The sequence below is a fragment of the Exiguobacterium sp. SH3S1 genome (genome assembly GCF_004337105.1).
Lineage (GTDB): Bacteria > Bacillota > Bacilli > Exiguobacteriales > Exiguobacteriaceae > Exiguobacterium > Exiguobacterium aurantiacum_A.
In genome coordinates, this window is sequence record NZ_SJUW01000015.1 from 15,973 (window position 1) to 37,019 (window position 21,047).

General features: G+C 55.8%; 20 protein-coding genes. 5 read left to right on the top strand and 15 right to left on the bottom strand.

Features of this window, described 5'->3' with window-relative positions; translation table 11 throughout:
- Positions 1-57: 57 nt before the first annotated feature.
- The 3 genes from EVJ26_RS12965 to EVJ26_RS12975 are packed head-to-tail and all read right to left on the bottom strand — an operon-like array spanning position 58 to position 1,869.
- The gene (locus EVJ26_RS12965; protein WP_016508735.1) at positions 58-507 is read right to left on the bottom strand and encodes a GNAT family N-acetyltransferase; all 450 of its coding nucleotides are present in this window, start codon (positions 505-507) and stop codon (positions 58-60) included.
- Positions 508-525: 18 nt separating this feature from the next.
- Entirely contained in the window at positions 526-1,242 is a 717-nt protein-coding gene (locus tag EVJ26_RS12970) for an MBL fold metallo-hydrolase (protein WP_070327246.1), read from the bottom strand.
- 15 nt (positions 1,243-1,257) lie between these two features.
- Positions 1,258-1,869: an NUDIX hydrolase gene (locus EVJ26_RS12975; RefSeq protein WP_071397532.1), complete on the bottom strand. Its 612-nt coding sequence runs from the start codon at positions 1,867-1,869 to the stop codon at positions 1,258-1,260.
- A gap of 173 nt (positions 1,870-2,042) precedes the next feature.
- On the opposite strand from EVJ26_RS12975, the gene EVJ26_RS12980 reads away from it, so the two are divergent.
- Complete coding sequence (locus EVJ26_RS12980; RefSeq protein WP_131470648.1) at positions 2,043-2,552, top strand: DinB family protein; 510 nt, start codon at positions 2,043-2,045, stop codon at positions 2,550-2,552.
- A gap of 71 nt (positions 2,553-2,623) precedes the next feature.
- Here EVJ26_RS12980 and parC read toward each other — a convergent pair whose 3' ends face one another.
- From parC to EVJ26_RS12995, 3 genes are all read right to left on the bottom strand, one after another.
- Positions 2,624-5,029 carry a DNA topoisomerase IV subunit A gene (gene parC / locus EVJ26_RS12985; protein ID WP_131470650.1) on the bottom strand — a complete coding sequence of 802 codons (2,406 nt, stop codon included), beginning with the start codon at positions 5,027-5,029 and terminating at the stop codon, positions 2,624-2,626.
- 2 nt (positions 5,030-5,031) lie between these two features.
- The gene (gene parE, locus EVJ26_RS12990) at positions 5,032-6,999 is read right to left on the bottom strand and encodes a DNA topoisomerase IV subunit B (RefSeq protein WP_131458887.1); all 1,968 of its coding nucleotides are present in this window, start codon (positions 6,997-6,999) and stop codon (positions 5,032-5,034) included.
- A gap of 132 nt (positions 7,000-7,131) precedes the next feature.
- A complete protein-coding gene (locus tag EVJ26_RS12995) occupies positions 7,132-7,536 on the bottom strand; it encodes a CoA-binding protein (protein WP_016508698.1) in 405 nt (134 codons plus the stop codon).
- Positions 7,537-7,888: 352 nt separating this feature from the next.
- On the opposite strand from EVJ26_RS12995, the gene EVJ26_RS13000 reads away from it, so the two are divergent.
- Both EVJ26_RS13000 and EVJ26_RS13005 read left to right on the top strand, forming a co-directional pair.
- The gene (locus EVJ26_RS13000) at positions 7,889-8,941 is read left to right on the top strand and encodes a GGDEF domain-containing protein (protein ID WP_131458886.1); all 1,053 of its coding nucleotides are present in this window, start codon (positions 7,889-7,891) and stop codon (positions 8,939-8,941) included.
- Between the two features lie 16 nt (positions 8,942-8,957).
- Positions 8,958-9,968 (top strand): tyrosine-type recombinase/integrase, encoded by a 1,011-nt coding sequence (locus EVJ26_RS13005; protein WP_070327241.1) that lies wholly within the window; start codon positions 8,958-8,960, stop codon positions 9,966-9,968.
- A gap of 58 nt (positions 9,969-10,026) precedes the next feature.
- Here the strand turns inward: EVJ26_RS13005 and EVJ26_RS13010 are convergent, their stop codons facing one another.
- The 3 genes from EVJ26_RS13010 to EVJ26_RS13020 form a co-directional block, all read right to left on the bottom strand.
- Positions 10,027-11,166, bottom strand: coding sequence for a hypothetical protein (locus EVJ26_RS13010; protein ID WP_131458884.1), 1,140 nt, complete (start codon positions 11,164-11,166; stop codon positions 10,027-10,029).
- The gene (locus tag EVJ26_RS13015) at positions 11,163-12,374 is read right to left on the bottom strand and encodes a hypothetical protein (RefSeq protein ID WP_131458883.1); all 1,212 of its coding nucleotides are present in this window, start codon (positions 12,372-12,374) and stop codon (positions 11,163-11,165) included. Before EVJ26_RS13015 ends, EVJ26_RS13010 begins: the two co-directional genes overlap by 4 nt.
- Before the next feature lie 70 nt (positions 12,375-12,444).
- Positions 12,445-13,617 carry a MalY/PatB family protein gene (locus EVJ26_RS13020; protein WP_131470652.1) on the bottom strand — a complete coding sequence of 391 codons (1,173 nt, stop codon included), beginning with the start codon at positions 13,615-13,617 and terminating at the stop codon, positions 12,445-12,447.
- Between the two features lie 117 nt (positions 13,618-13,734).
- On the opposite strand from EVJ26_RS13020, the gene EVJ26_RS13025 reads away from it, so the two are divergent.
- The gene (locus tag EVJ26_RS13025) at positions 13,735-14,391 is read left to right on the top strand and encodes a M48 family metallopeptidase (RefSeq protein WP_131470653.1); all 657 of its coding nucleotides are present in this window, start codon (positions 13,735-13,737) and stop codon (positions 14,389-14,391) included.
- A 49-nt stretch (positions 14,392-14,440) separates the two neighbouring features.
- On the opposite strand, the gene EVJ26_RS13030 is transcribed toward EVJ26_RS13025, so the two are convergent.
- The 4 genes from EVJ26_RS13030 to EVJ26_RS13045 all read right to left on the bottom strand — a co-directional run bounded on the left by EVJ26_RS13030 (position 14,441) and on the right by EVJ26_RS13045 (position 18,764).
- Complete coding sequence (locus EVJ26_RS13030; RefSeq protein WP_167615645.1) at positions 14,441-15,346, bottom strand: methyl-accepting chemotaxis protein; 906 nt, start codon at positions 15,344-15,346, stop codon at positions 14,441-14,443.
- Between the two features lie 367 nt (positions 15,347-15,713).
- Positions 15,714-16,964 carry a hypothetical protein gene (locus EVJ26_RS13035; RefSeq protein ID WP_131470654.1) on the bottom strand — a complete coding sequence of 417 codons (1,251 nt, stop codon included), beginning with the start codon at positions 16,962-16,964 and terminating at the stop codon, positions 15,714-15,716.
- Positions 16,965-16,973: 9 nt separating this feature from the next.
- The gene (locus EVJ26_RS13040; RefSeq protein WP_131470655.1) at positions 16,974-18,275 is read right to left on the bottom strand and encodes a hypothetical protein; all 1,302 of its coding nucleotides are present in this window, start codon (positions 18,273-18,275) and stop codon (positions 16,974-16,976) included.
- Between the two features lie 105 nt (positions 18,276-18,380).
- Entirely contained in the window at positions 18,381-18,764 is a 384-nt protein-coding gene (locus tag EVJ26_RS13045; protein ID WP_131470656.1) for a DUF302 domain-containing protein, read from the bottom strand.
- A 172-nt stretch (positions 18,765-18,936) separates the two neighbouring features.
- Between EVJ26_RS13045 and EVJ26_RS13050 the strand changes: the two genes are divergently transcribed.
- Positions 18,937-19,329: a Spx/MgsR family RNA polymerase-binding regulatory protein gene (locus EVJ26_RS13050; RefSeq protein WP_131470657.1), complete on the top strand. Its 393-nt coding sequence runs from the start codon at positions 18,937-18,939 to the stop codon at positions 19,327-19,329.
- A gap of 41 nt (positions 19,330-19,370) precedes the next feature.
- Here the strand turns inward: EVJ26_RS13050 and EVJ26_RS13055 are convergent, their stop codons facing one another.
- Together EVJ26_RS13055 and EVJ26_RS13060 are read right to left on the bottom strand one after the other, a co-directional pair.
- Positions 19,371-20,033, bottom strand: a complete 663-nt coding sequence (locus EVJ26_RS13055; RefSeq protein WP_016508742.1) for a methionine ABC transporter permease — start codon at positions 20,031-20,033, stop codon at positions 19,371-19,373.
- Positions 20,005-21,039, bottom strand: coding sequence for a methionine ABC transporter ATP-binding protein (locus tag EVJ26_RS13060; protein WP_070327233.1), 1,035 nt, complete (start codon positions 21,037-21,039; stop codon positions 20,005-20,007). The genes EVJ26_RS13055 and EVJ26_RS13060 overlap by 29 nt, the downstream gene beginning before the upstream one ends.
- Positions 21,040-21,047 lie beyond the last annotated feature (8 nt).

Genomic DNA, 21,047 nt, shown 5'->3' on the forward strand with positions numbered 1-21,047 from the left:
TCAATCCTTTAGTATACTTAAAGTAGTGAGACAGAATCTGAAATTATGAGATCGGGATCAAATTCGCGTAAACCGGATCAATGTGACACCTGGTTCCGGTTCGAACTCGGCGCTCGGCTCGAAGCCAAGCTTCGAATACAATCGTTTGGCCGGACCGTTATGTTTGCCGGTATGCACGTAGACAAGTTTGTCCTCGTGTAGACTGAGCACGTGTTCTAACAACGTCGTCGCGAGCCGCGCCCTGAAGTATGTCGGATCGATGCACAGCTTCGTGATCTCGACCGTGTTCTCGGCCGCCTCGATCGTCACAAACCCGATCATCCGCTCCTCGTTGTATAAGCCGTAGCTCAGACCCGGCAAGTTTTGAATGACCTCGACCGTCTCATATCGGGCCGGAATCTCGTCAAATCCGATCAGTTCGGCCTCGACCGCATAGGCGTTCCGTTGAATCTCGAGCATTTGCTCGGCTTGCCGGTAATCCGTCGTCCGAATCTCCCGTAACTCCATCTGTCATACCCCCAAAGATTATCGTGAAAAGCGACGGGCTTGCTTACGCTTAGCTCGTTTCAGTGCCAAATAGAGCCGATGTGTGCCTTCAAGCGCTTTGCCGTGGCCGACGAACGTATGACGCGGCGCCAAGTCAAGCAACCGCTCGGCATGGTCGACCGCGGCCCGCTTGTCCCATGTCGCCAGACCCGGGAGCGGGAACAACGGACGCGTGTCCCCTGCCACTGCGACTCCCCCATGTGATTGGAACGCGTCACCGGCGAACAACAGGCGATGCTGTTCATCGAAATAAGCAATCGAGCCCGGGGTGTGGCCGGCGGCGGCATAGACGCGAAGACCGAACAGCCGCTCACCCGGGTCGAGCAGCTTGTCCGGTAGCGACCGGATCGGCGGCAACGAGCCTCTTATGTTGAGTGGCCGCTCACCTGAGTCCGTCGTTCGGTCCCCTGCTAACAAGCGGGCGTCACGGCGTGAGACGTAAAGCTCGGCGTGTGGATGCGCCTTCAGGATCGTATCGACCCCACCGACGTGGTCCCCGTGGGCGTGGGTGAGCAAAATCGCGAGGAGGGGGCGGTCTTGTGCCTCGATATACGTTAAAATGTCAGCGGCGTTCTGCTTCAACCCGGTATCGATCAAGACGAGGCCGAGCTCTTTCTCGATCAATTGGACGTTGATCGGCAAGACGGGTGAATAGAACGTCAGCTGGTGGACATCTTCAATCCGTGTGACTTTCATAAGACCTCCCCTTTCCTAGTCGAACAGTGTGACCCAATCGTCCTGCCACCGGGCGTCAAAGCACATATGGAGCTGTTCGAGCGTGTTGCGGGCGAGCGACAACGGCGGCAAGGCGTCACGCGAGAAGAAGCCGATCTCGCTCGTCTCATGGCTGACTTGAGCTTCCCCGCCGATCAGCTCACACTCGATGAACAGTTTATAATAATGTTGTGACAACGGCGGGTGCGGGTGACGGTGCATATCGAACAAGGCGACGAGGCGCATCGGGGCGACATCAAAGCCTGCCTCTTCCCCGATTTCCTTGATGATATTGTCTGACGGTGACAGCCCGACCTCACAGAAGCCGCCTGGCAGCGTCCACAGCCCGTCCGACCGCTCACGCACGAGCAGCAACTCGTCGTCTCGGAAGACGACACCGCGTACGTCGAGCTTCGGTGTCGGGTAGCCGTTGACGTGCGTCAGTTCAGTGATCTCATGCAAGGCGAGGTTCGACTGTCGTTCGAACATATCGGTCGCAATCTCCTGGAGCTCGAGATAACGCTCGCGGTCGAACTCGTCCTTCGTGAACGTCAAGCCCGCTTGCGACAGTGCTTGTAGCCGTTTGGCCCAAGTGAGCCAGTCTGACATAGAAATCCCTCCATCGTTTGTCCTGCTTATCCCATTCGCCATCGGGCTTGATTGTTCCTTTTCATAATACCCGCTCCCGCAAGAAAGTATTTGTCGCGCCAGTCTGGAGTTTACGACACCCGGCTCATGGTATACTCGACGGAAACATCCGTAGCAGTAGAAGGAGGAGGCATATGACCGCTATCGAACTATTGTCCCGATTCAAGCAAGACCTCGACCAATACTCATCTAATCAACTCCGCTATAAGGAGAAGACGGATGTTTGGTCGATCGGGCAGATGTATGACCATATCATCATCGTCGCCCATGAGTATCTAGACGAGATGGAAGCGTGTCTGACGAATGCTGAGCACCAACCGCTCGGGAAGACCGAGTTTGGGGAGATGTTGTTTAGCGACGGTGGATTCCCCCCTATTAAAATCAAACTATCGGACGAAATGAACGCCCCGCCCGACAATACCGATAGCCGTGAAGCTTTGAAACGCCGTCTTGACGACCTCATCACACGGTTGGAGAAGTGTGAGCCGATGATTCACGCGGCCGATCCGAACTGTAAAGCGCTACATGGCGGCTTCGGCTGGTTGAACGCGCAAGAGTGGTACAAGCTCATCGAGATGCACACCAGACACCATTTGCTTCAACAGGCGGAATTGGAACGGTATCTTAGAGCGTTCCATGACTGACAAAGACGAATAGAGACAAAAAAAGCCTGCACACGCGACAGTATATGTCATGTGTGCAGGCTTTTGCTGAATCAATCGAGATAGACGTCCTCGATGTCACCGAACGTCTCCTCGTCGAAGACGAACGAGCCGTTGGCGTAGCGGTCGAGCAGTGTCAGTTGTTTCGCGTTGACCGTCTTCGCGGTCTCTTTGCCGACGATGTGGATCGTCTCATCCCCATGCACCGGCAGCACGCGGCGGATCTGGTGCGGTTTTGATTTGACCTCACGGATGAGCATCGTGCCACGCAGGTTGCGGTTCGTGCAGTCGAACTGGTCCTCGAGTTTCATCTTCTTGACCGCTCCGCGTTGCGTCACGAGGACGAACAGCGGCGGTGTGAAGAAGGCGAACGCGTCGGCGACGACGTCACCGTCTTTCAAGTTCATCGCTTTGACACCGGCGGCACGCTGTCCGACGACCGGGACGTCGTCTTCTTTGAACCAAAGCCCGTATCCACGCTCAGAGACGAGGAAGAGTTGGCCTGGACCGTCACTGATGCCGGCGAAGACGACCTCGTCGTCCCCTTTCAGTTTCAGCGCCATGAGCGCCTTCGACTTGCGCTGGGCGTCATAGTCACGGAGCGGCGTCCGTTTGACCATGCCGTCTTTCGTGACGAACAGGCAGTGTGCGTCCGTCTCGAACGTCGAGACGACGTCGGCCGAGACGACTTGCTCGCCTTCGATCGGCACGAGGTTGGCCACGTGTTGGCCCGCGTCTTTCCATTTCGTCTCCGGGATCTGGTGGACCGGGATGAGCAGATAGCTGCCTTTGTTCGTCCAGACGAGCAAGTGGTCGGTCGTCATCGCCTGGGTGAGGAGGACGGGCCGGTCTTTTTGTTTCATCTCCGGCATATCCTCGCTCGAGGCGCCGTATGAGCGCATCGACGAACGTTTCACGTAGCCGTCACGGCTGACGAACACCATCGTCTCTTCGACGGCGATCATGACCTCGGTCTTCAGTTTCAATTCTTCGACTTCGGCCTCGATGACCGAACGCCGCTCATCACCGAACTCGTCGCGGAGCGCCGTCAACTCTTTTGAGATGAGTTTCCGCTTCGTCGCGTCGACGTTCAAGATGTTGGCGAGACGCGCGATCTCTTTTTGCAACACTTTCGCTTCTTTTTGGAGCTCGACGATGTCTGTGTTCGTCAAACGATACAATTGAAGCATGACGACCGCTTCGGCTTGACGGTCCGTGAACGAGAAGCGATCCATGAGCTTCTGCTTCGCCTCGGACTTGTCCTTGGCCGAACGGATCAGTTCGAGCGTCTCGTCAAGCACTGAGATGGCTTGTTCGAGCGCGTCGACGATCTCGGCGCGTTTCTTCGCCTGTTCGAGCTCGAACGTCGTCCGGCGGGTGACGACTTCCTCGACATGTTTCAAATACGCATCGATGATCGGTAACAGACCGAGCTGTTTCGGTGTCCGCTGCACGATCGCGACCATGTTGTAGTTATAGGCGAGCTGCAGGTCGGTATGCTTCAAGAAGAAGTGGAGCACACCTTCCGCATCCGCTTCTTTCTTCAATTCGATGACGACGCGGACCCCGGTCCGGTCGGTCTCGTCACGGACTTCGGCGACGCCTTCGACTTTCTTGTCGAGACGGAGCTCTTCCATCTTCTTGACGAGGTTGGCCTTGTTCACTTCATACGGGAGCTCGGTGATCGTGATCTGTTCACGGCCGCCCTTGAGCGGCTCGATGACTGATTTGGCACGGATGATGATCTTGCCTTTACCGGTCTCGAACGCTTTCAAGATGCCGTCTTTGCCCATGACCGTGCCACCGGACGGGAAGTCGGGACCTTGCATGTAACGGAAGGCGTCATTCGGCGTCTCGACTTCGCCGGCGAGTCGGGCGATGGCGAGATTGAGCACTTCGGTCAAGTTGTGCGGTGGGATCTCGGTCGCATACCCCGCCGAGATCCCGGTCGTCCCGTTCATGAGCAGGTTCGGTAGGAGTGACGGCAAGACGAGCGGTTCCTCGGTCGAATCGTCAAAGTTCGGCGTGTAGTCGACCGTGTTCTTGGCGATCGACGTCAGCATGACACCGGCGATCTTCGACAGCCGGGCCTCGGTATACCGCATCGCGGCAGCCGAGTCGCCGTCCATCGAGCCGTTGTTCCCGTGCATGTCGATGAGCGGGTAGCGGAGCTTCCAGTCTTGCGACAGGCGCACCATCGCCTCATAGACAGAAGAGTCACCGTGCGGGTGGTAGTTCCCGATGACGTTCCCGACCGTCTTGGCCGATTTCCGGTACGCCTTGTCGTTCGTGTTGCCTTCATGGTGCATCGCATACAAGATCCGGCGCTGAACGGGCTTGAGCCCGTCGCGCGCGTCCGGGAGCGCCCGGTCTTGAATGATATATTTCGAGTAACGCCCGAAACGGTCTCCGACGACCTGTTCGAGCGACAAGTTTAAAATGTGTTGAATCGTCGACATCGTTACATCACTTCCTCAATCGCTTTAGTCACATGTTCATTGGCGATGATCGAATCATCTTCTTGGAGCCCGAAGGCGACGTTCTCCTCGATCCATTCGCGGCGGTGGGCAACGTTGTCCCCCATGAGCACCGAGACGCGCTTGTCGGCGACGGCAGCGTCATCGATCGTCACGCGGATGAGTGTCCGTGTGTCCGGGTTCATCGTCGTCTCCCACAGTTGATCGGCGTTCATCTCACCGAGACCTTTGTAGCGCTGGATGATATAGCCTTTTTTGTACACTTTGACGAGTTTCTCGAGCGCTTCCTCGTCCCAGGCGTATTCGAACTGCTCCGACTTGCCTTTCCCTTTCGAGATGCGATAGAGCGGCGGCAAGGCGACGAACACTTTGCCCGCCTCGACGAGTGGTCGCATGTAGCGGAAGAAGAACGTCAACAAGAGCACTTGGATGTGGGCCCCGTCCGTATCGGCATCGGTCATGATGATGACTTTGTCGAAGTTGCAGTCACTGAGATCGAAATCGTGTCCGACCCCGGCGCCGATCGCGTGGATGATCGTGTTGATCTCCTCATTTTTCATGATGTCATTGAGTTTCGACTTCTCCGAGTTGATGACCTTCCCGCGGAGCGGCAAGATCGCCTGGATCGTCCGGTCACGGCCTTGCTTGGCCGAACCGCCGGCCGAGTCCCCCTCGACGAGGAACAGCTCGTTCTTGGCGGCGTTTTTTGATGTCGCCGGCGTCAGTTTCCCGTTCAAGATGCTCGAACGTTTCTTTTTCTTGCCGTTACGCGCCTCTTCACGCGCTTTCCGGGCCGCTTCACGGGCCTGGGCCGCGCGGATCGCTTTCTTGATGAGCATCGTCGCCATCTGCGGGTTCTCCTCGAGGAAGATCGTCAGCTGCTTGGCCATGACGGCGTCTGCGCTGGCACGGGCTTCAGGCGAGCCGAGTTTCGACTTCGTCTGTCCCTCGAACTGGAGGAACTCCTCCGGGATCCGGACCGAGACGATGAGCGTCAACCCTTCACGGACGTCGCCGCCGTCGAGGTTCTTGTCTTTTTCTTTCAACAAGCCGTTTTTGCGGGCGTACTCGTTCATGATCCGGGTCATCGCCGTCTTGGCGCCGACTTCATGCGTCCCGCCGTCCCGGGTGCGGACGTTGTTGACGAACGACAACACGTTCTCCGAGTAGGCGTCCGTGAACTGGAAGGCGAGTTCGAGCTCGATGTCGTTCTCGGTCCCTTCGAAGTAGACGGTCGGGTGGAGCGTCGCCTTGTCGTCATTCAAATAGTGGACGAACTCGGCGATCCCGTTCTCGTAATGGAACGTCTCTTGCTTGTCCGAGCGTTCGTCGGTCAACGTGATCGTCAACCCTTTCAATAGGAAAGCCGACTCTCGGAGCCGTTCGGCGAGCGTGTCGTAGTTATACGTCGTCGTCGAGAAGATGCTTGTGTCCGGCTTGAAGTAGACGCTCGTCCCGGTCTGGCGGGCTTTCCCCGTCTCGAGGAGCGTCGTCTGTGGCACACCGCCGTCAGCGAACGTCTGCTCGAACACCTTGCCGTCGCGATAGATCGTGACGAGCAGCTTGCTCGAGAGCGCGTTGACGACCGAGGCGCCGACCCCGTGCAGTCCGCCTGACGTCTTGTAGCCGCCTTGGCCGAACTTTCCGCCGGCATGGAGGACCGTGAAGATGACCTCCGGCGTCGGTTTTCCCGAGGCGTGCATCCCGGTCGGCATACCACGTCCGTGGTCACGGACCGTGATGGCATCGTCTTTATGGATCGTCACATCGATCTGGTCACCGAAACCGCCGAGCGCCTCGTCGATCGCGTTGTCGACGATCTCGTAGACGAGATGGTGCAGCCCGCGATGGTCGGTCGAGCCGATATACATCCCTGGTCGTTTCCGAACGGCAGCGAGCCCTTCAAGCACTTGGATGGCGTCTTCATTATAATTAAATAGTTTTGTTGACATGTCAGTCACCTCATCTTCGAACACATGTTCGTTTTTCATACCTAATTGTATAGCTGTTTCGGGATTCTGGCAAGCCTTCCTCCCCGCGTCGTCGACGCGTGAAAAAAAGTAGACCTGCCGCAGGGGCAGGTCTCAGCCGAGGAGTCGAGCGTGCTCGACGTAAATACACCGGTTCTCGATGTAGTCAAGTCCGGCAGCATGAACGATTCGTTCGGCGTCCTTGCTCGACAGACCGAGCTGGTTAAAGACGAGTCCGACATCCCCATGACGGACCGCGTCCTCGGCAACGCCGGCCAAATATTCGTTCCGGCGAAACACGTCGACGATATCGATTCGTCCCGGGATGCTCTCGACCGTCGGATACACCTTGCGGCCGTTCCACGTCTCGAGCGTCGGATTGACAGGGATGACCGTATACCCTTGCAGGAGCAAATACTCCGCAATCTGGTTGGCGGTCTTGTTCGGGTTCGATGACACACCGACGACAGCGATCGTCTTCGCTTCAGCGAGATGTTGTTTCAAACGTTGGTCGTCCATCCTGAAATCCCCCTTTTGTTTACGTTCTCAGTGTAACGTTACCTCGTTCCCCGTTTCAAGCTTTATTTTCGCTTAACGGATGAACGGCTGTCGAAACAAAAGTTTATATCCCTCATAGTGGTTTACATAATAATATATTGTCACCCTGTTGATTCGCTTTTAAATCGAACGATGCCACCATGTCTGTTTTAACGAATCAAACGACGCTTCTATAAACCTTGCGTGAAATATCTATTTCACGCAATTATAACGTCCTGAAATCAACGTTTACAGAGAGTGGATTGACTTGATTCATGAACAGGCGTAGGCAAATCCTTACCGTTTCGGTATACTGGAACGAGGAGGTGTTCACGTGGGGACTGCCTATGAGGAACGTCGCGGTACACTGTATAATTACCGCATCACTTTTTACGGGAACGCGCTCGCATGGCTCATCCATGTCGTGTTCCTGATCACATTTTGGCGGCTCGACGTCATGGTGCTCGCCTGGTCGAACGTGTTCAGCGTTCTTTATTACACGCTCTCATTCTATTTCGTACATAAACGGTACTACCGGATATTCTTTACCGGACTGTTCGTCGAAGTCGTCTATAACGCCATCATCTCGACGATCGTCCTCGGGTGGGGCGCGAACGTCCATTACTTTATCATCATGGTGGCGTACGGGGTGTTCTTCATGCCGAACGTCAGTCGCTTGGTCCGTATCATGTCGACCGGACTCGCGATGGCGATCTACAGCTTCCTCTACTTGAACGTCACGGTCGGGACACAGCCGCTCGCCCCCATGATCGAGCAAGTGATCGGGCTGACTTGTCTGCTGTCGACGATCGCACTCATCGCCGGGCTGACGTTCGTGTTCGAGAACTCGGTCGTCGAGGTGACGACCGAGTTAGAACGGTCGAACGAACGATTGAACGTCCTCGCTTCACGGGACGGATTGACCGGGCTATATAACCGGATGACCGGCTATCAACGAATCGAGCAAGCCGTCATGGAAGCCGTCGCAGACGGCCGCCCATATGCCGTCGCACTCGCCGATATTGACCACTTCAAAGCGTTCAACGAGCGCCACGGCCATGATTGTGGCGACCTCGTCCTCAAACAAGTCGCCGCCGCCCTCGAGCGGACCGACGGGATCTGTGTCCGTTGGGGCGGAGAAGAGTTCTTGCTGTTTTTGAGCAATCAGACAGCAGATGAGGTCGCACAGACGCTCGACTGCCTCCGGGAACGGATCAAGACGACCGAGACGATCTATGACGGGCGTCGCCTCAGCGTCACGATGACGTTCGGCGTCTCGTGCCGCGACGGATTAGAGGCCGTCGACACACTCGTCAAAGAAGCAGACGACCGCCTCCGGGCCGGGAAACAGGCCGGCAAGGACCGGATCGTCACATCGATCAGTTAACAAAAGGAGAGATTTTTTGAGTATATTCCGCCAGCTCGGGCAAGCGCCGGCACGTGTCACGACGCAGCGTTTCAAGCTGAACGGATACGAGCGCATGCCCGGCTTCATCCAACGTTTCTTGAACCATTTGGCCGCGAAACACTATTCAGAACAGACCGCCCAGCGGTACTTATACGATTTCTTCGACTTCTTCCGGTGGGTCGAGGCCGCGAGCGCATCCGAGGTCGACCCAACCACGGTCGACCTCGCCTCGTTCGTCGAACTCGATTATGCGGGCGCGGATGCCTACGCGTCCTATCTCGCGCTCGAGCTCGACAACGCCCCGAGCGTCATCAACCGAAAGTTGTCGACGATGCAGTCGTTGTTCAACTTCTTGATCGAGTCCGGGATCGCGTCACACAACCCATTCCAAGCGGTCGAGCGTCCAAAGCGCGCCAAACGGAACCCGGTCTATTTGACGGAACATGAGTGGCTCGACTTCTCGACGCTCGTCCGCAGCAACGTCGGCATGTCCGACCGCGAGGCGAGCTGGTACGAACGGAACCGCGACCGTGATTTTCTGATCATCCAGCTGCTCGGACTGACCGGGATGCGCGTCTCCGAACTCGTCGGGCTCGACTGGAGCGACATCGACCTCGCGACCGGGACGATCCGTGTCATCGGGAAGGGGAACAAAGAGCGGGTCATCCCGCTCGCCTCCCCGCTCGAGCCGTTGCTGCTTGACCATCGTCAAGACGGGACCGGGCCGCTGTTCCGTTCCGAGAAAGGAAGACGCATCTCGGTCAGGACGGTGCAACACCTGCTCAAAGGACATATCGACCGGTTGAAACCGTACCTCCCGTTCTTGACCCACAAGCAGGTCACGCCCCACAAACTTCGCCACACGTTCGCTTCCCGGTTGGCGATGAGCGGGGTCGACGTCTTGACGATCCAACAACTGCTCGGTCACGAGTCGGTGGCGACGACGCAAGTCTATGCCCATATCGGTGACGAGAAGAAAAAACAAGCGCTATCCGGTTTACGATAATATGTTATGTAAACCATACTGTAAAAGCACGGCCCTCGATTCGTAGAGGGCCGTGCTTTTACAGTTGTTTCGTCGACAAGATGACGATCGTCTCGTCGAGTACCGTATAATAAGCGTCTTCGAACGCCTGTCGCTCGTTCGCCTCCAAGTTGAAGATGCTGACCCCGCCGTTGCGCCCATCGGCCGATTCGTGGATGAAGTAGTTCGCGTCGAGCACCCGTTCGAACGGTGCCGTGTCCAAAAATCTCGCCCCGGTCGTCGCATCGATCAACTCCGTATGCTCCCTCGATTCTTCGACCTTGATGAAGATGGTCGAACTGACGTCGTCATACGTGAAATCGATTGGTTCATAGGCACCCCAGTCGACGACGGCGAGCTCGTGCAGGACGTCCGGTGCCGCCAGTTCGTACACCGTCTCCTCATTGGCTGCGTCGATGAACGCCGCAAACCGGAGTTTTTTGTCACGCTCCCCGAGATACTGGACCGTGTCCCCCTCCCCTTGCAACCGGATCAAATCATCGAACGGGATTTCGTCCGCTTTCGACCAAACGGCCTCGACCGCCTCGTCGAGCGGACAGATGAGAATCGCTTCGGAATGGTCGATCGGGTCATCGGGTGAGATGCGTCCCGATTCGAGCGCGTCATAGTAATCAAACTCGTCCAACCGTGCGTTACATACGATGTAAGACACACCTTCGAGCTCTGTCGTGAACAAATACAGTTCACGGAAGCGCCCGGCATGGCCGACGAGCCGCTCGTCACGGATACGTTCTTCGCGGGACGTCTCGGCGTCGAACAGCCACGCCTCGTCCGTCGCCTCGAAACTCGTCAAAAAGAGGAAATAACGGTCGGCGAGCACCCAATATAACGTGCTGTTGCCCCGTTTCTCGAACGTCGTCAGCACTTCTTCATCACCTGTACGATAGTCGAACGCGATCAGTTCCGTGCTCACGACCCCGGTCCGGTCCGGGGTCTCGTTCAAAAAGTAGACACGGTCGGCGCTGATGAACAGTTTTGATATGCCATAGTCTTCGAAGACGCGGCGATTGATTTGCGTGATGGTGCCATCCGCTTCATCGTACCGAAAGATGGAAAAGCTCGTCTCCCCCGTCTTCTCACGGTAGTACACGGACGACTCGGTGACGGCGATCAAGTCTTCGTGGCTGATTGACATGGCGCGTGCATCGACGATTCTCATAGAGCACCTCTTTCATAAGTGGATTCGATCGGTTCGACGGTGACGATACCGGGAGGACGTTTCGGGAACGAGATCCGAAGATGGGCGTACTCGATGATCGACTGGTGAGAGTCTGCCTTCTCGACCCAGCGGATCCGTTGCTGGTTCGCAAGCGCGTGGCCGATCTTCTCTTCGATTTGAAACTTGGATATGCCGCGATAAGCGACTTCTTGAATATAGGTCGACTCATCGGACTCGAACTGCTGCCACACTCCCATGACGAGCTGTCCGAGGGCCGAGACCCGGTTCTCGGGCAACCGGACCGTGCGCAACGTCTGCTCGACTTCTTTCAGACAAACGACCGGGTCGTCGGCGACTGCGAACAGCCGCTTCGCCGAGTTGTTCATGACCCGGTAACGGCGCTTCCCGCTCTCGAGCCGAAGCACTTGGGCGTACGGTTCGACCGGTACGCCGTGGAAGAACGTGTCCGTCCCGCCCCAGGCGAACCCGAACGACGGGTCGAACTTCCGGATCGTTCGCATGAACGCGAGCATGAAGTCTTCGACTTCCCTGCGCTCGAGCCGGAGCCATTCGGCGAGCGCCAACGGTCCGTGCTGTTTCGAGATCCGGTCGACCGGGAAGAACAGGTCCCCTTCGGCGAGACGGTGGGGGCGCAGTTCGACCCCGTCGGCCCGGTAGTCGGTCGCTTGACGGCCGCTGCGCCCCGCGTAGATGATCCACTCGTCGTCCGTGCTCTCGATGGCGTACGCCTGATGCGCCCAAGGCGGTGTCGCGTATAGCGCCGGGAACTCCTCATACGTCTCGAGATGCAAGTACGAGCGGTCGTTCCAGATTTGGGCGAGCAATCGGACGATCTCCCCCGTATCCGAGTCTTTCGGGGCGATATAGTTGCCGGTGTTCCCGATATAGGTCAAGATGTGGAGATCGTAGGCGTGGTAGAGATGCCGGACGATCCGTTCAAACACCGCTGCGATCATCCGCTCGAACAACGGGTGGTCCTCGCTCCGGTCGACCGTCGTCGCATCGACGGTACACATGAGCCAGCCCATGCGCACATACAGCCGGATGCGGAGCGGATAAGAGATCAACGGCGACGAGGACGCGTGGATCTCCGTCATTCCGATGTTGGCCATATTCTCAACCTCTAGCGTAAACCCGCTACGCCTCAGCTGCTCCTCCATCTTCTTCTTCCAATTGATCGTCTCCATCTGCCTCACTCGCTTTCTGTCGCCACGTCATCTTGACTGACTCGTTCTGAAATTTTTCCCGTTTCTCGTTTCATACAAACGCTTTTCCGTCGGAATGGGTCTTGATCCGTCCGAGCGCCTCGTCAACGATCGTCCGGGATGTACCGAAATTGAGACGCTCGAACGTCGACGCCGATGCCCCGAACGGAACACCCGGTGACAAGAAGACCCGCACTTCCTCGTGGAGCCATTTCTTCCGAGCTTCGGGCTCAAGGCCGAGCGCGGCGAAATCGATCCATAACAAGTAACTCGCCTCCGGCATGAAGCACGTCAGCCGGGGTAACTCGGCATTCAGGCGCTCGACGACATAGGTGGCTTGTTCCTCGAGCTCGGCCGTCAGCTGGTCGAGCCATCGTTCCGCCCGGACGTCTGTGTAGGCGGCGATGATGGCCGTATTGGCGAACGGTGTCGGTAGGACGTGGTGTTTGTTTTGGACTTGGATGATCCGTTTGCGCCAGGCGTCATCCGGACAGATGATGTACGACGCGAACAAACCGGCGATGTTGAACGCCTTCGACGGGGCGCTCACCGTGATGCCCCGGTCGTCGAGTCGGTTGATCGCCGTATGGTGCTGCGACGGATACGTCAGATCGGCATGGATCTCGTCTGCGACGATGATGACGTCGTACGTTCTCGCCAACTCGACGACGCGCGCGAGCTCGGACTCTGTCCAGACGCGACCGACCGGATTATGCGGTGAACAGAGCAAAAACAGTTTCGCCTGTCGCATTGCGTGTTCGAGGGCGTCAAAATCCATCTCATACTTGCCATCGACTTGTTTGAGCGGGGCGTCACGCACAACGCGTTTCAACCCGGTCACGAGTTCATGGAATGGTGGATAGACCGGGGATTGGATGACGATCCCGTCCCCTTCCTTCGTCAACGCCTCGACGATGTGGGTCAGTCCGGGCACGACCCCGCTCGAGAACAATACATGTTCGGGGGTGACGACGAGTCCGTGTCTCCGCCCGTACCAAGAGCTGACGGCTTCCTGGGCTTCTTTCGCGAACATCGTATAGCCGAACTCTCCTGTCGCCGCACGCGCCGCAAGCGCTTCCGAGATCGAAGGTGCCGTGCGGATATCGATATCGGCCACCCAGAGCGGCAGTACGTCAGACTTCACATGGAACCAGCGCTCGAGGCCGTCCCATTTCACCGAGTCGGTGCCGACCCGGTCAAGCGGTTGATGTAAGATTGATTTCATAGTGATCCCTCCTGTCCCTACTGTAACAAAAATTGAAGCCACTGGTCGTCAAAAGCGTGGCGGATTTTCGAGACGTCGGCTATAATCGACCGAGAACAGTGTTTGGAGGTGACAACGATGAGCGTAAGTATCATCCGCCATAAACGGCGAAAAAAAGCGGCTTTCTACATAACAAACGAAGGAATCGAGCTCCGCATCCCGGCCCGGTTGCCGAACCGGGTCGTTGAGACGATCTTAAAACAGCATGCGGACTGGATAAACGACCGGCTCGCGGCATTACCTAAAACCCCGTCGTTGCCGAACGACCGGCTCCGTTATCGAGGTGAGACCGTGCCGCTCGTGCGCACGAACGCCGTTGACGCCTTCGACTACGACGGGACAGCTTTCCGGTGCCCGGACCGGTGGGACGAGTCCAGGATAGGGGCCGCATACGAGGCGTGGCTCCGCGACGAGGCGCTCACTTATGTCACCAAGCGAGCACCTTACTATGAACGTCTGCTCGGGGTGAGCGCTGCGAAAGTCCGCATCGGCCATCAAAAGACGCGCTGGGGCTCGTGCAGCTCGCGCGGGACGATCTCGATCAACGTCCGGCTCATGCTCGCGCCGATCGAAGTGATGGATTATGTCATCGCCCACGAATGGACACATCTCGTCCATTTCGACCACTCCAAATCGTTTTGGTCGACTTTATCCTCTGTTTATCCGGACGTCGATGGGGTGATGGCGTGGTTGAGACAACACGGTCATACGCTCATCGTCAAAAAAACCAATTGAGTGGACTCGCCACCGACGACGGTGGCGGTTCCTTCAATTGGTTTTTTCGTCAGATCGCCGAAGTGAACTGTTCGGCCGTCCCGTTCAATGACTGGGCCGACTGCTCGATCTTCCCGAAGCGTTCGAGCGTCGCTTCCATGATGTTGACACTCGCATGAATGTCTTCGTTCGATCGTGAGACGCCGTCGACAATCGAGGCGAGCTCTTTGTTCATCCCCTCGGTGTTGGCCCGGACCTCGATGACGGCGCGCTCGACGAGACGAGACAAGTTACGGACCTCGGTCGCGACGACGTTGAAGCCGAGGCCGTGTTCACCTGCCCGTGCCGCCTCGATGGCGGCGTTCAGTGACAACAGGTTCGTCTGGGCCGCGATCTCTTTGATCGTACTGGCGATTTTCGTGATCTCTGCCGCTTGGTCTTGAAGGTTGCCGAGCGTCTTCAAGTTTACCGATGCGTCCGACTCGAGCCGCTCAATCGTCCGCTTCAAATGTAGGCTCTCCTCCATGCCACGGCGGGCCCGGTCATCAAGATTCTCGGCCATGTCACGGAACGTGCGGGCGTATCGTTCGATCGTCTGTTGCCGCTCGGTGATGTCCGAGGCGATCTTGACGACACCGATGACGTCATCCCCCTCATAGATTGGCATATACGTCGCCTCGAGCCAAATCGAGTCGCCCCGGGCGTCGATGCGTTCGATCTTGTCGGCCGAGCTGAACCCGTCGAACAACTTGTTCCAAAACGCTTGATAGTCCGTACTGTTGACGAAGTTCGGCGTACAGAACAGATGGTGCTGCATCCCGACCATCTCATCGCGTTTGTATTTCATCGCCTTGGCGAAGGCGTCGTTCACATCGACGACACGGCGCTGGCGGTCAAATCGAATCATCGCCATGTTCGCTTCGATGGCGCGAAGCACGTCTGGTGACGATAGGCTGACATCTCTCGTTTCAATCATTCCGATAATTCCCACCTTTATAATTTGAGTTATTTCAGGACATTTTTCCTTTGTTAGTACAATCGAATTCAAGTGTAACTTGTGATAAAAGTCCTGACTAGCGCCGTTTTTAACAGTAAGTCAATATCTTGAGTTTGAAGTATTTACCAACTTCATCACAGGTCATCAGACAATGAATCGCAAAAAAAGAACTCCTCGTTTACAGGAGTCCCATTCGACCTTTTCGTGAAACTGACGGTGCTAATCTTGTAAAAAGATTTGCTTCTACGTAGTTGTCGACCCTTCGGTCAGTTGCGCGCGATTGGCGGATTCATCGACACCGCCAATCGTCGCTGCAGCCGAAGTCTCATCAAACCAAACGTTCTGCTTACTCCACGGCACTGGGAAAAAGTTCATGGAATATTTTCGCACCTTCACTCGACAACTTGAACTGTTCGTCCGTGTTCATATCTTTCACGAAGACATCAACTTTCTGCGAACGTTTGTGGTAACTCAACTCGAACTGTTGACCACGATTTCCTTTCAGCAGCGTCAAATACATGTACTCGCCTGCTTCCCCACTTTTGGTCGAAGGTGTCCCCGTCTCGAGCGCCTCGGTCAATCGTTCATAGCCTTGCCCCTCGATGCTGACTGCGTCCGGATAGTAAAACGGGACACTGGGATGGTACGGGTATTTATGGACATAACCGATCGAGACGGCATCGGTATCGGTCGGCTCCGTGATGAATGGATTCGGTTTGAATCGAATCGAGATCGTCTTCGTCATCTTTTGACCGTTTGACTCGTAGGTTAATTCGTATAACGGAAACGGTTCGAGCGGTTCGAGCGTACCGCCTTCAAGAAGCGTCCGGACATTTAAGTTGTCGACTCCGACCAGTAATTCGCCATCGTTCAACGAATGCTGGCCATAGTGAATCCCGTCACTCGACATTAACATGTATGGCGTCTTCGTCTTCGTGCCATATCCTAACGCAACATGAGTGTCCTCCCTGACCACGTAAGGAGCAAAATCTAAATACGGTGTGAAGACCCCGTCGTCCCCGATTCCAAACTCGATGGACCCGTTGAAACCGGGCGAGATCGTATAAAGACTGTTCATGAACGGTCGAATGGTGAGGTCTTGCCTGTAAGAATGAATCGCTTCTTCCCGTGATAACCTTTCCCGAATTTCTTCTGTCCCGCTTACTACGCTAGGTAGCAACGAGATCTCGCGTGCGGTCTCGTCTTTCAAAAACTCCGGTCTTTCCTCCAGCTTGACCGCCCGATATCCCTCAACGTGGTCCGACTTACACAGCGCGTAAACGGCATCACCTTCGACGAACGATGTCTCATTGAAGGCGTATGTTTCAGTATCGGGCTCAGTGAACGGCATTCGGCTTGCAAACGTCACGCCAAGCAAGGATAGATGGTCCTCCTCGATGTCGTTGAGTAACTCGCCTTGTTCACAATAGGTCAACATGTCCTTGGCCTTGATTGCCTGCACTTCAAGGTCGAGTGTGATGTGCTCTGCCGTCCAATGGGCCTCGACAACATCATATCGGACTACTTCTTGGTCCCGGGCGCATCCTGCGGCCAAAACGAATAGCGATAGACCGATTCCTAATTTGAACTTTTTCATCAGTTCACCTCAATTCTTCGGTGTCTTCTTCAAGTCGGGGAAGTAGGACAAGAACGTCTCCACCCCTTCGCTCGTCAGTTTGTACGTTTCGCCGGTCAGTTTATCCGTCAAGAAGATGTCTATCTTTTTTGAGCGCTGTTTATACGTCACTTCAAACTCTTGGCCTTTCAGCCCATCGAGAATCGTCAACTGATGATACTCGCCCGCATCCCCACTGCGATTGACCGATTCTGCCGCGTCTATGGTGTCGATCAAGTCGGTCATGTCGGTCCCGGCCGCCTTGAGGACATCCGGATAAGCAAGAGGCTGTTCATGGCTGAACGGTTTCTTATGTAAATAGACGAACGGTTCATCAGATTGCCACATAGACTGCATGTCGGTATGCTCCTGCTGAAGATCACGTTCTTCTTCCGTGATGAACGTCTCTTCCCGATACGTGATCGTCACCGTGTCGGTGATCGGCGCTCCGTCTTTCATGTACGTGAACGTAAAGATCGGGTAGCTCTTGCCGGACTCAAGTACTTGTTCGGTGAGCGGAATCCGTTCAATTTTTAATGATTCATATCTCGGGGCCGCCTCGGTCGCGTCAAACGTGACTTCAATCGGTTGAGACGAGAAAGAACCGTTCTGATGCCCCATCAACACGTACGGAAGCTTCTCTTCTGGACTGAAGGCCATCATCATTTGGACGTCACCCATCGACGACGTCGCCGGTTCGAACGTATTGATCGGGAACAGTGTCGGCCAACCTTCGACAGCGATCTCCATCTCCCCATACAGCGCCTGTGAGAAGCTGAATAACGAATCTGGAAACAATTCAAGTTCATGGTCATATCCGCTCTTTACCTCTGATTGAAGGAACATCGCTCCGTCCGAGGCTTTCGTCTGTAACACGGCAGGAGCACGGCCGATCGAAGTTCCTGTCGACGCGCTTATCTCTTCTGGGAAAGACGGAATCACTTCCGCTTGGAGACGATGAGAGACCATATCGCGGCAAATTGCATAAGATTTATCCCCTTTGACGTATGTCACACTTTTGAACATGTAATCTTCCCCTGAGTTCGTCAAAGGGGGCCGGCTCGCCACGACCGTGTCGAAGACCGTTAACTCCCCGTCTAGCGACGTCGTCAAGTCACCCGTGCACGCCGCTAACGTCTCATCGATATCGGTGACCGGCTCTGCCTCAAGCGAATATTTATTCACGGTCCAATGGTGATCGATATAATCCAATTTCAACGCGCTCGTCTCGTCTTTTCCGCATCCGGAAAGTAAAACCGCGCTCAACAGCATCCATTTGACAGATTGTTTCAACGTTTCCGCCCCTCGTCTTCTTGATGACCCAATTTTACCATTATCTTACTTATTAAAGAACATAAAAAAACCCGTCCACTTACTTGGACGGGTTCGACGCTTCGATTAGATGCTGTTATCGATGGCGCGTGTCAGTCTCGTCTCGACATCCAGTGCGATGGACTGGAGCGACTCGTCCTCGATCAATTCGATCAGTTTCGTCGGTTTCGGCATCCCGACATGGGTCGCCCCGTCTTTCGTGAAGACGGCGAGCTTGCACGGCAGGAAGTAGCCACCCTCCCGGTGCGCCGTGATGACTTTCTTGGCCTTTTTCGGGTTGCACACTTCGAGGATATGATAGTCCCCGTCGATGGCTTCCCCTTTCTCTTTGAGCGTATCACTCAAGTCGAAATCCCACAGCACGCCGAACGCTTCGTCCTTGAGCGTCGCTTTCAACTTCTCGACCACTGCTTCGACCGACTGATCCGTCTTCACTGTATAATCAAACATATAAGCCCCTCCTTGTTTGTTGTCTCTCTCGTCATGTACCCGAACTAGTCTGAAACAAATCGTATCGTCGTTTTGAAAAAGTATATGTGATTTGAAACATATTCCGCGTTCGACTCGTAGTAATGAGAGAAAATAAAAGAGTCCATACTTACGCAAAGGAGAAGTGGTTGTCGTGACGGTCACCGTATTCACGCATACAAGCTGCAGTTCTTCCCGCAAGACGCTCGATTGGTTACGCGAACAGAATATCCCGTTCATCGAGAAGAAATTGACCGACCAAGGAATGTCGTTCACCGAGTTCAAGGAGATGCTCCGGCTCACCGAAAACGGGACGACCGATCTCTTGTCTGTCCAAAAAAGTGTCTACAAACAAGCGGCCGACCAGCTCGACGAGATGTCGCTCCGCGAACTGTACAGTTTTGTCGCGACGCATCCACAGATCTTGAAGAGTCCGATCGTCGTCGATGACAACCGGATCCAGATCGGGTTCAGCGAGAAAGAAATCCGGACGTTCATCCCGCGGCATAACCGGATCGCCGACTTGAAACGACTAAACGACTATTAGACAAACAGTAAGAGCGCCGCAAATTTTGCGACGCTCTTTTGTCAGGCTTTCTTTAGTCGGGCCGCCAAACGGTTGCCGAATGATTGGATCGACTGCACGAGCAGGATCAAGACGAAGATCGTCACGTACATGACCTCTGGCTCGAACCGGAGATGCCCGTACTGATAGGCGATATCGCCGAGTCCACCCGCACCGACGAGACCCGCCATCGCCGTCGCGCCGATCAGACCGATCGTCGCGATCGTCAGACCGAGCACGATTGACGACCGCGCCTCACGGATCAATACGTACCAGATGATCTTACGCGTCGAGATGCCCATCGCCTCGTACGCCTCGACGACGCCGCGGTCGACTTCGAGCAGTGCCGACTCCATCAAGCGGGCGATGTATGGCGCCGTGAAGACGATGAGCGGCAAGAGGACGCCTTGGACGCCGATCGTCGTCCCCATGATGAAACGGGTGAACGGCAAGATAAAGAATAGCAGAATGATGAACGGGATCGAGCGGACGACGTTGATCACGCTCGACAATGCCCCGTAAAAGTAACGGTTCGCGAGCCGTCCATTCGGCCGCGTCAAGACGAGGAGCGTCCCGAGCGGCAAGCCGATCAGTGTCGAGATGACGAGCGCGATGCCGGTCATCGTCAGCGTCTGGATCGTGCCCGTCCAAATCAAGTCACCCCAATTTCCCCAAAACTGCAGCATGGTTCGTCACCTCCTTCACTTTGACGCCGCTCGCTTCAAGGTAGCGGACGGCTTGGTCGGTCTGTGCCTGGTCCCCGTCGAGATGGACGAGCAAGTTGCCGACGAGACCGCCTTTCAGCTTTTTGATCCCGCCCCCGATGATGTTCGGCAGCAGGCCGAACCGTTTCGTCAGCTCGGCGAGGACGGCCTGTTCGGTCTGGTGACCGATGAACGACAAGTTGACGAGCGTCCCGTGCGAGCTCAACACGTCGACGACTTCTTTCGGGACGTCGAGGTTCGCTTTCAAGAAGCGGCGCGTCGTCGGATGTTGCGGGTCTGAGAAGACGTCGAGGACGTCGCCTTCCTCGACGATCTTGCCGGCGTCGATGACGGCGACCCGGTCACAGATCCGCTCGATGACTTCCATCTCATGGGTGATCAAGAAGATCGTCAGCCCGAGCTCGCGGTTGATCTCGAGCAACAGATCGAGGATCGACTCGGTCGTCTCCGGGTCGAGCGCGCTCGTCGCCTCGTCGCTGAGCAGGATGTCGGGCTCGTGCGCCAACGCCCGGGCGATGGCGACGCGCTGTTTCTGGCCGCCCGAGAGTTGCTCCGGGTAATGTTTACGGTGATCGGTCAGTCCGACGATGTCGAGATACTTGTCGACCCGCTCGCTGATCGAGCGTTTATCGAGTCCTTCTAGGCGGAGCGGGATGGCGACGTTGTCTTCGACGGTCGCCGTCTTCAACAGGTTATAGTGCTGGAAGATCATCCCGATGCGGTGACGGAGCTTCGATAACCCTTTTTTGTCGAGCGTCGTGATGTCTTGCCCTTCGATCTCGACTTGACCTGACGTCGGCCGTTCGAGCAGATTGATCATGCGGATGAGCGTGCTCTTGCCGGCGCCGCTCCGACCGATGATGCCGAAGATCTCGCCCTTTTCAATCGTCAGCGAGACGTCGTCGAGCGCCGTGACGGTCCCTTTGTTTACCGTGAATGTTTTTGAGATCTGTTTGAGTGCGATCATAGTGCCTC

Excerpts from the sequence above, each read along its gene's own strand:
- EVJ26_RS12965 (WP_016508735.1), bottom strand. The coding sequence starts at position 507 with ATGGAGTTACGGGAGATTCGGACGACGGATTACCGGCAAGCCGAGCAA.
- EVJ26_RS12970 (WP_070327246.1), bottom strand. The coding sequence starts at position 1,242 with ATGAAAGTCACACGGATTGAAGATGTCCACCAGCTGACGTTCTATTCA.
- EVJ26_RS12975 (WP_071397532.1), bottom strand. The coding sequence starts at position 1,869 with ATGTCAGACTGGCTCACTTGGGCCAAACGGCTACAAGCACTGTCGCAA.
- EVJ26_RS12980 (WP_131470648.1), top strand. The coding sequence starts at position 2,043 with ATGACCGCTATCGAACTATTGTCCCGATTCAAGCAAGACCTCGACCAA.
- parC (WP_131470650.1), bottom strand. The coding sequence starts at position 5,029 with ATGTCGACGATTCAACACATTTTAAACTTGTCGCTCGAACAGGTCGTC.
- parE (WP_131458887.1), bottom strand. The coding sequence starts at position 6,999 with ATGTCAACAAAACTATTTAATTATAATGAAGACGCCATCCAAGTGCTT.
- EVJ26_RS12995 (WP_016508698.1), bottom strand. The coding sequence starts at position 7,536 with ATGGACGACCAACGTTTGAAACAACATCTCGCTGAAGCGAAGACGATC.
- EVJ26_RS13010 (WP_131458884.1), bottom strand. The coding sequence starts at position 11,166 with ATGAGAATCGTCGATGCACGCGCCATGTCAATCAGCCACGAAGACTTG.
- EVJ26_RS13015 (WP_131458883.1), bottom strand. The coding sequence starts at position 12,374 with ATGGAGACGATCAATTGGAAGAAGAAGATGGAGGAGCAGCTGAGGCGT.
- EVJ26_RS13020 (WP_131470652.1), bottom strand. The coding sequence starts at position 13,617 with ATGAAATCAATCTTACATCAACCGCTTGACCGGGTCGGCACCGACTCG.
- EVJ26_RS13025 (WP_131470653.1), top strand. The coding sequence starts at position 13,735 with ATGAGCGTAAGTATCATCCGCCATAAACGGCGAAAAAAAGCGGCTTTC.
- EVJ26_RS13030 (WP_167615645.1), bottom strand. The coding sequence starts at position 15,346 with ATGATTGAAACGAGAGATGTCAGCCTATCGTCACCAGACGTGCTTCGC.
- EVJ26_RS13035 (WP_131470654.1), bottom strand. The coding sequence starts at position 16,964 with ATGAAAAAGTTCAAATTAGGAATCGGTCTATCGCTATTCGTTTTGGCC.
- EVJ26_RS13045 (WP_131470656.1), bottom strand. The coding sequence starts at position 18,764 with ATGTTTGATTATACAGTGAAGACGGATCAGTCGGTCGAAGCAGTGGTC.
- EVJ26_RS13055 (WP_016508742.1), bottom strand. The coding sequence starts at position 20,033 with ATGCTGCAGTTTTGGGGAAATTGGGGTGACTTGATTTGGACGGGCACG.
- EVJ26_RS13060 (WP_070327233.1), bottom strand. The coding sequence starts at position 21,039 with ATGATCGCACTCAAACAGATCTCAAAAACATTCACGGTAAACAAAGGG.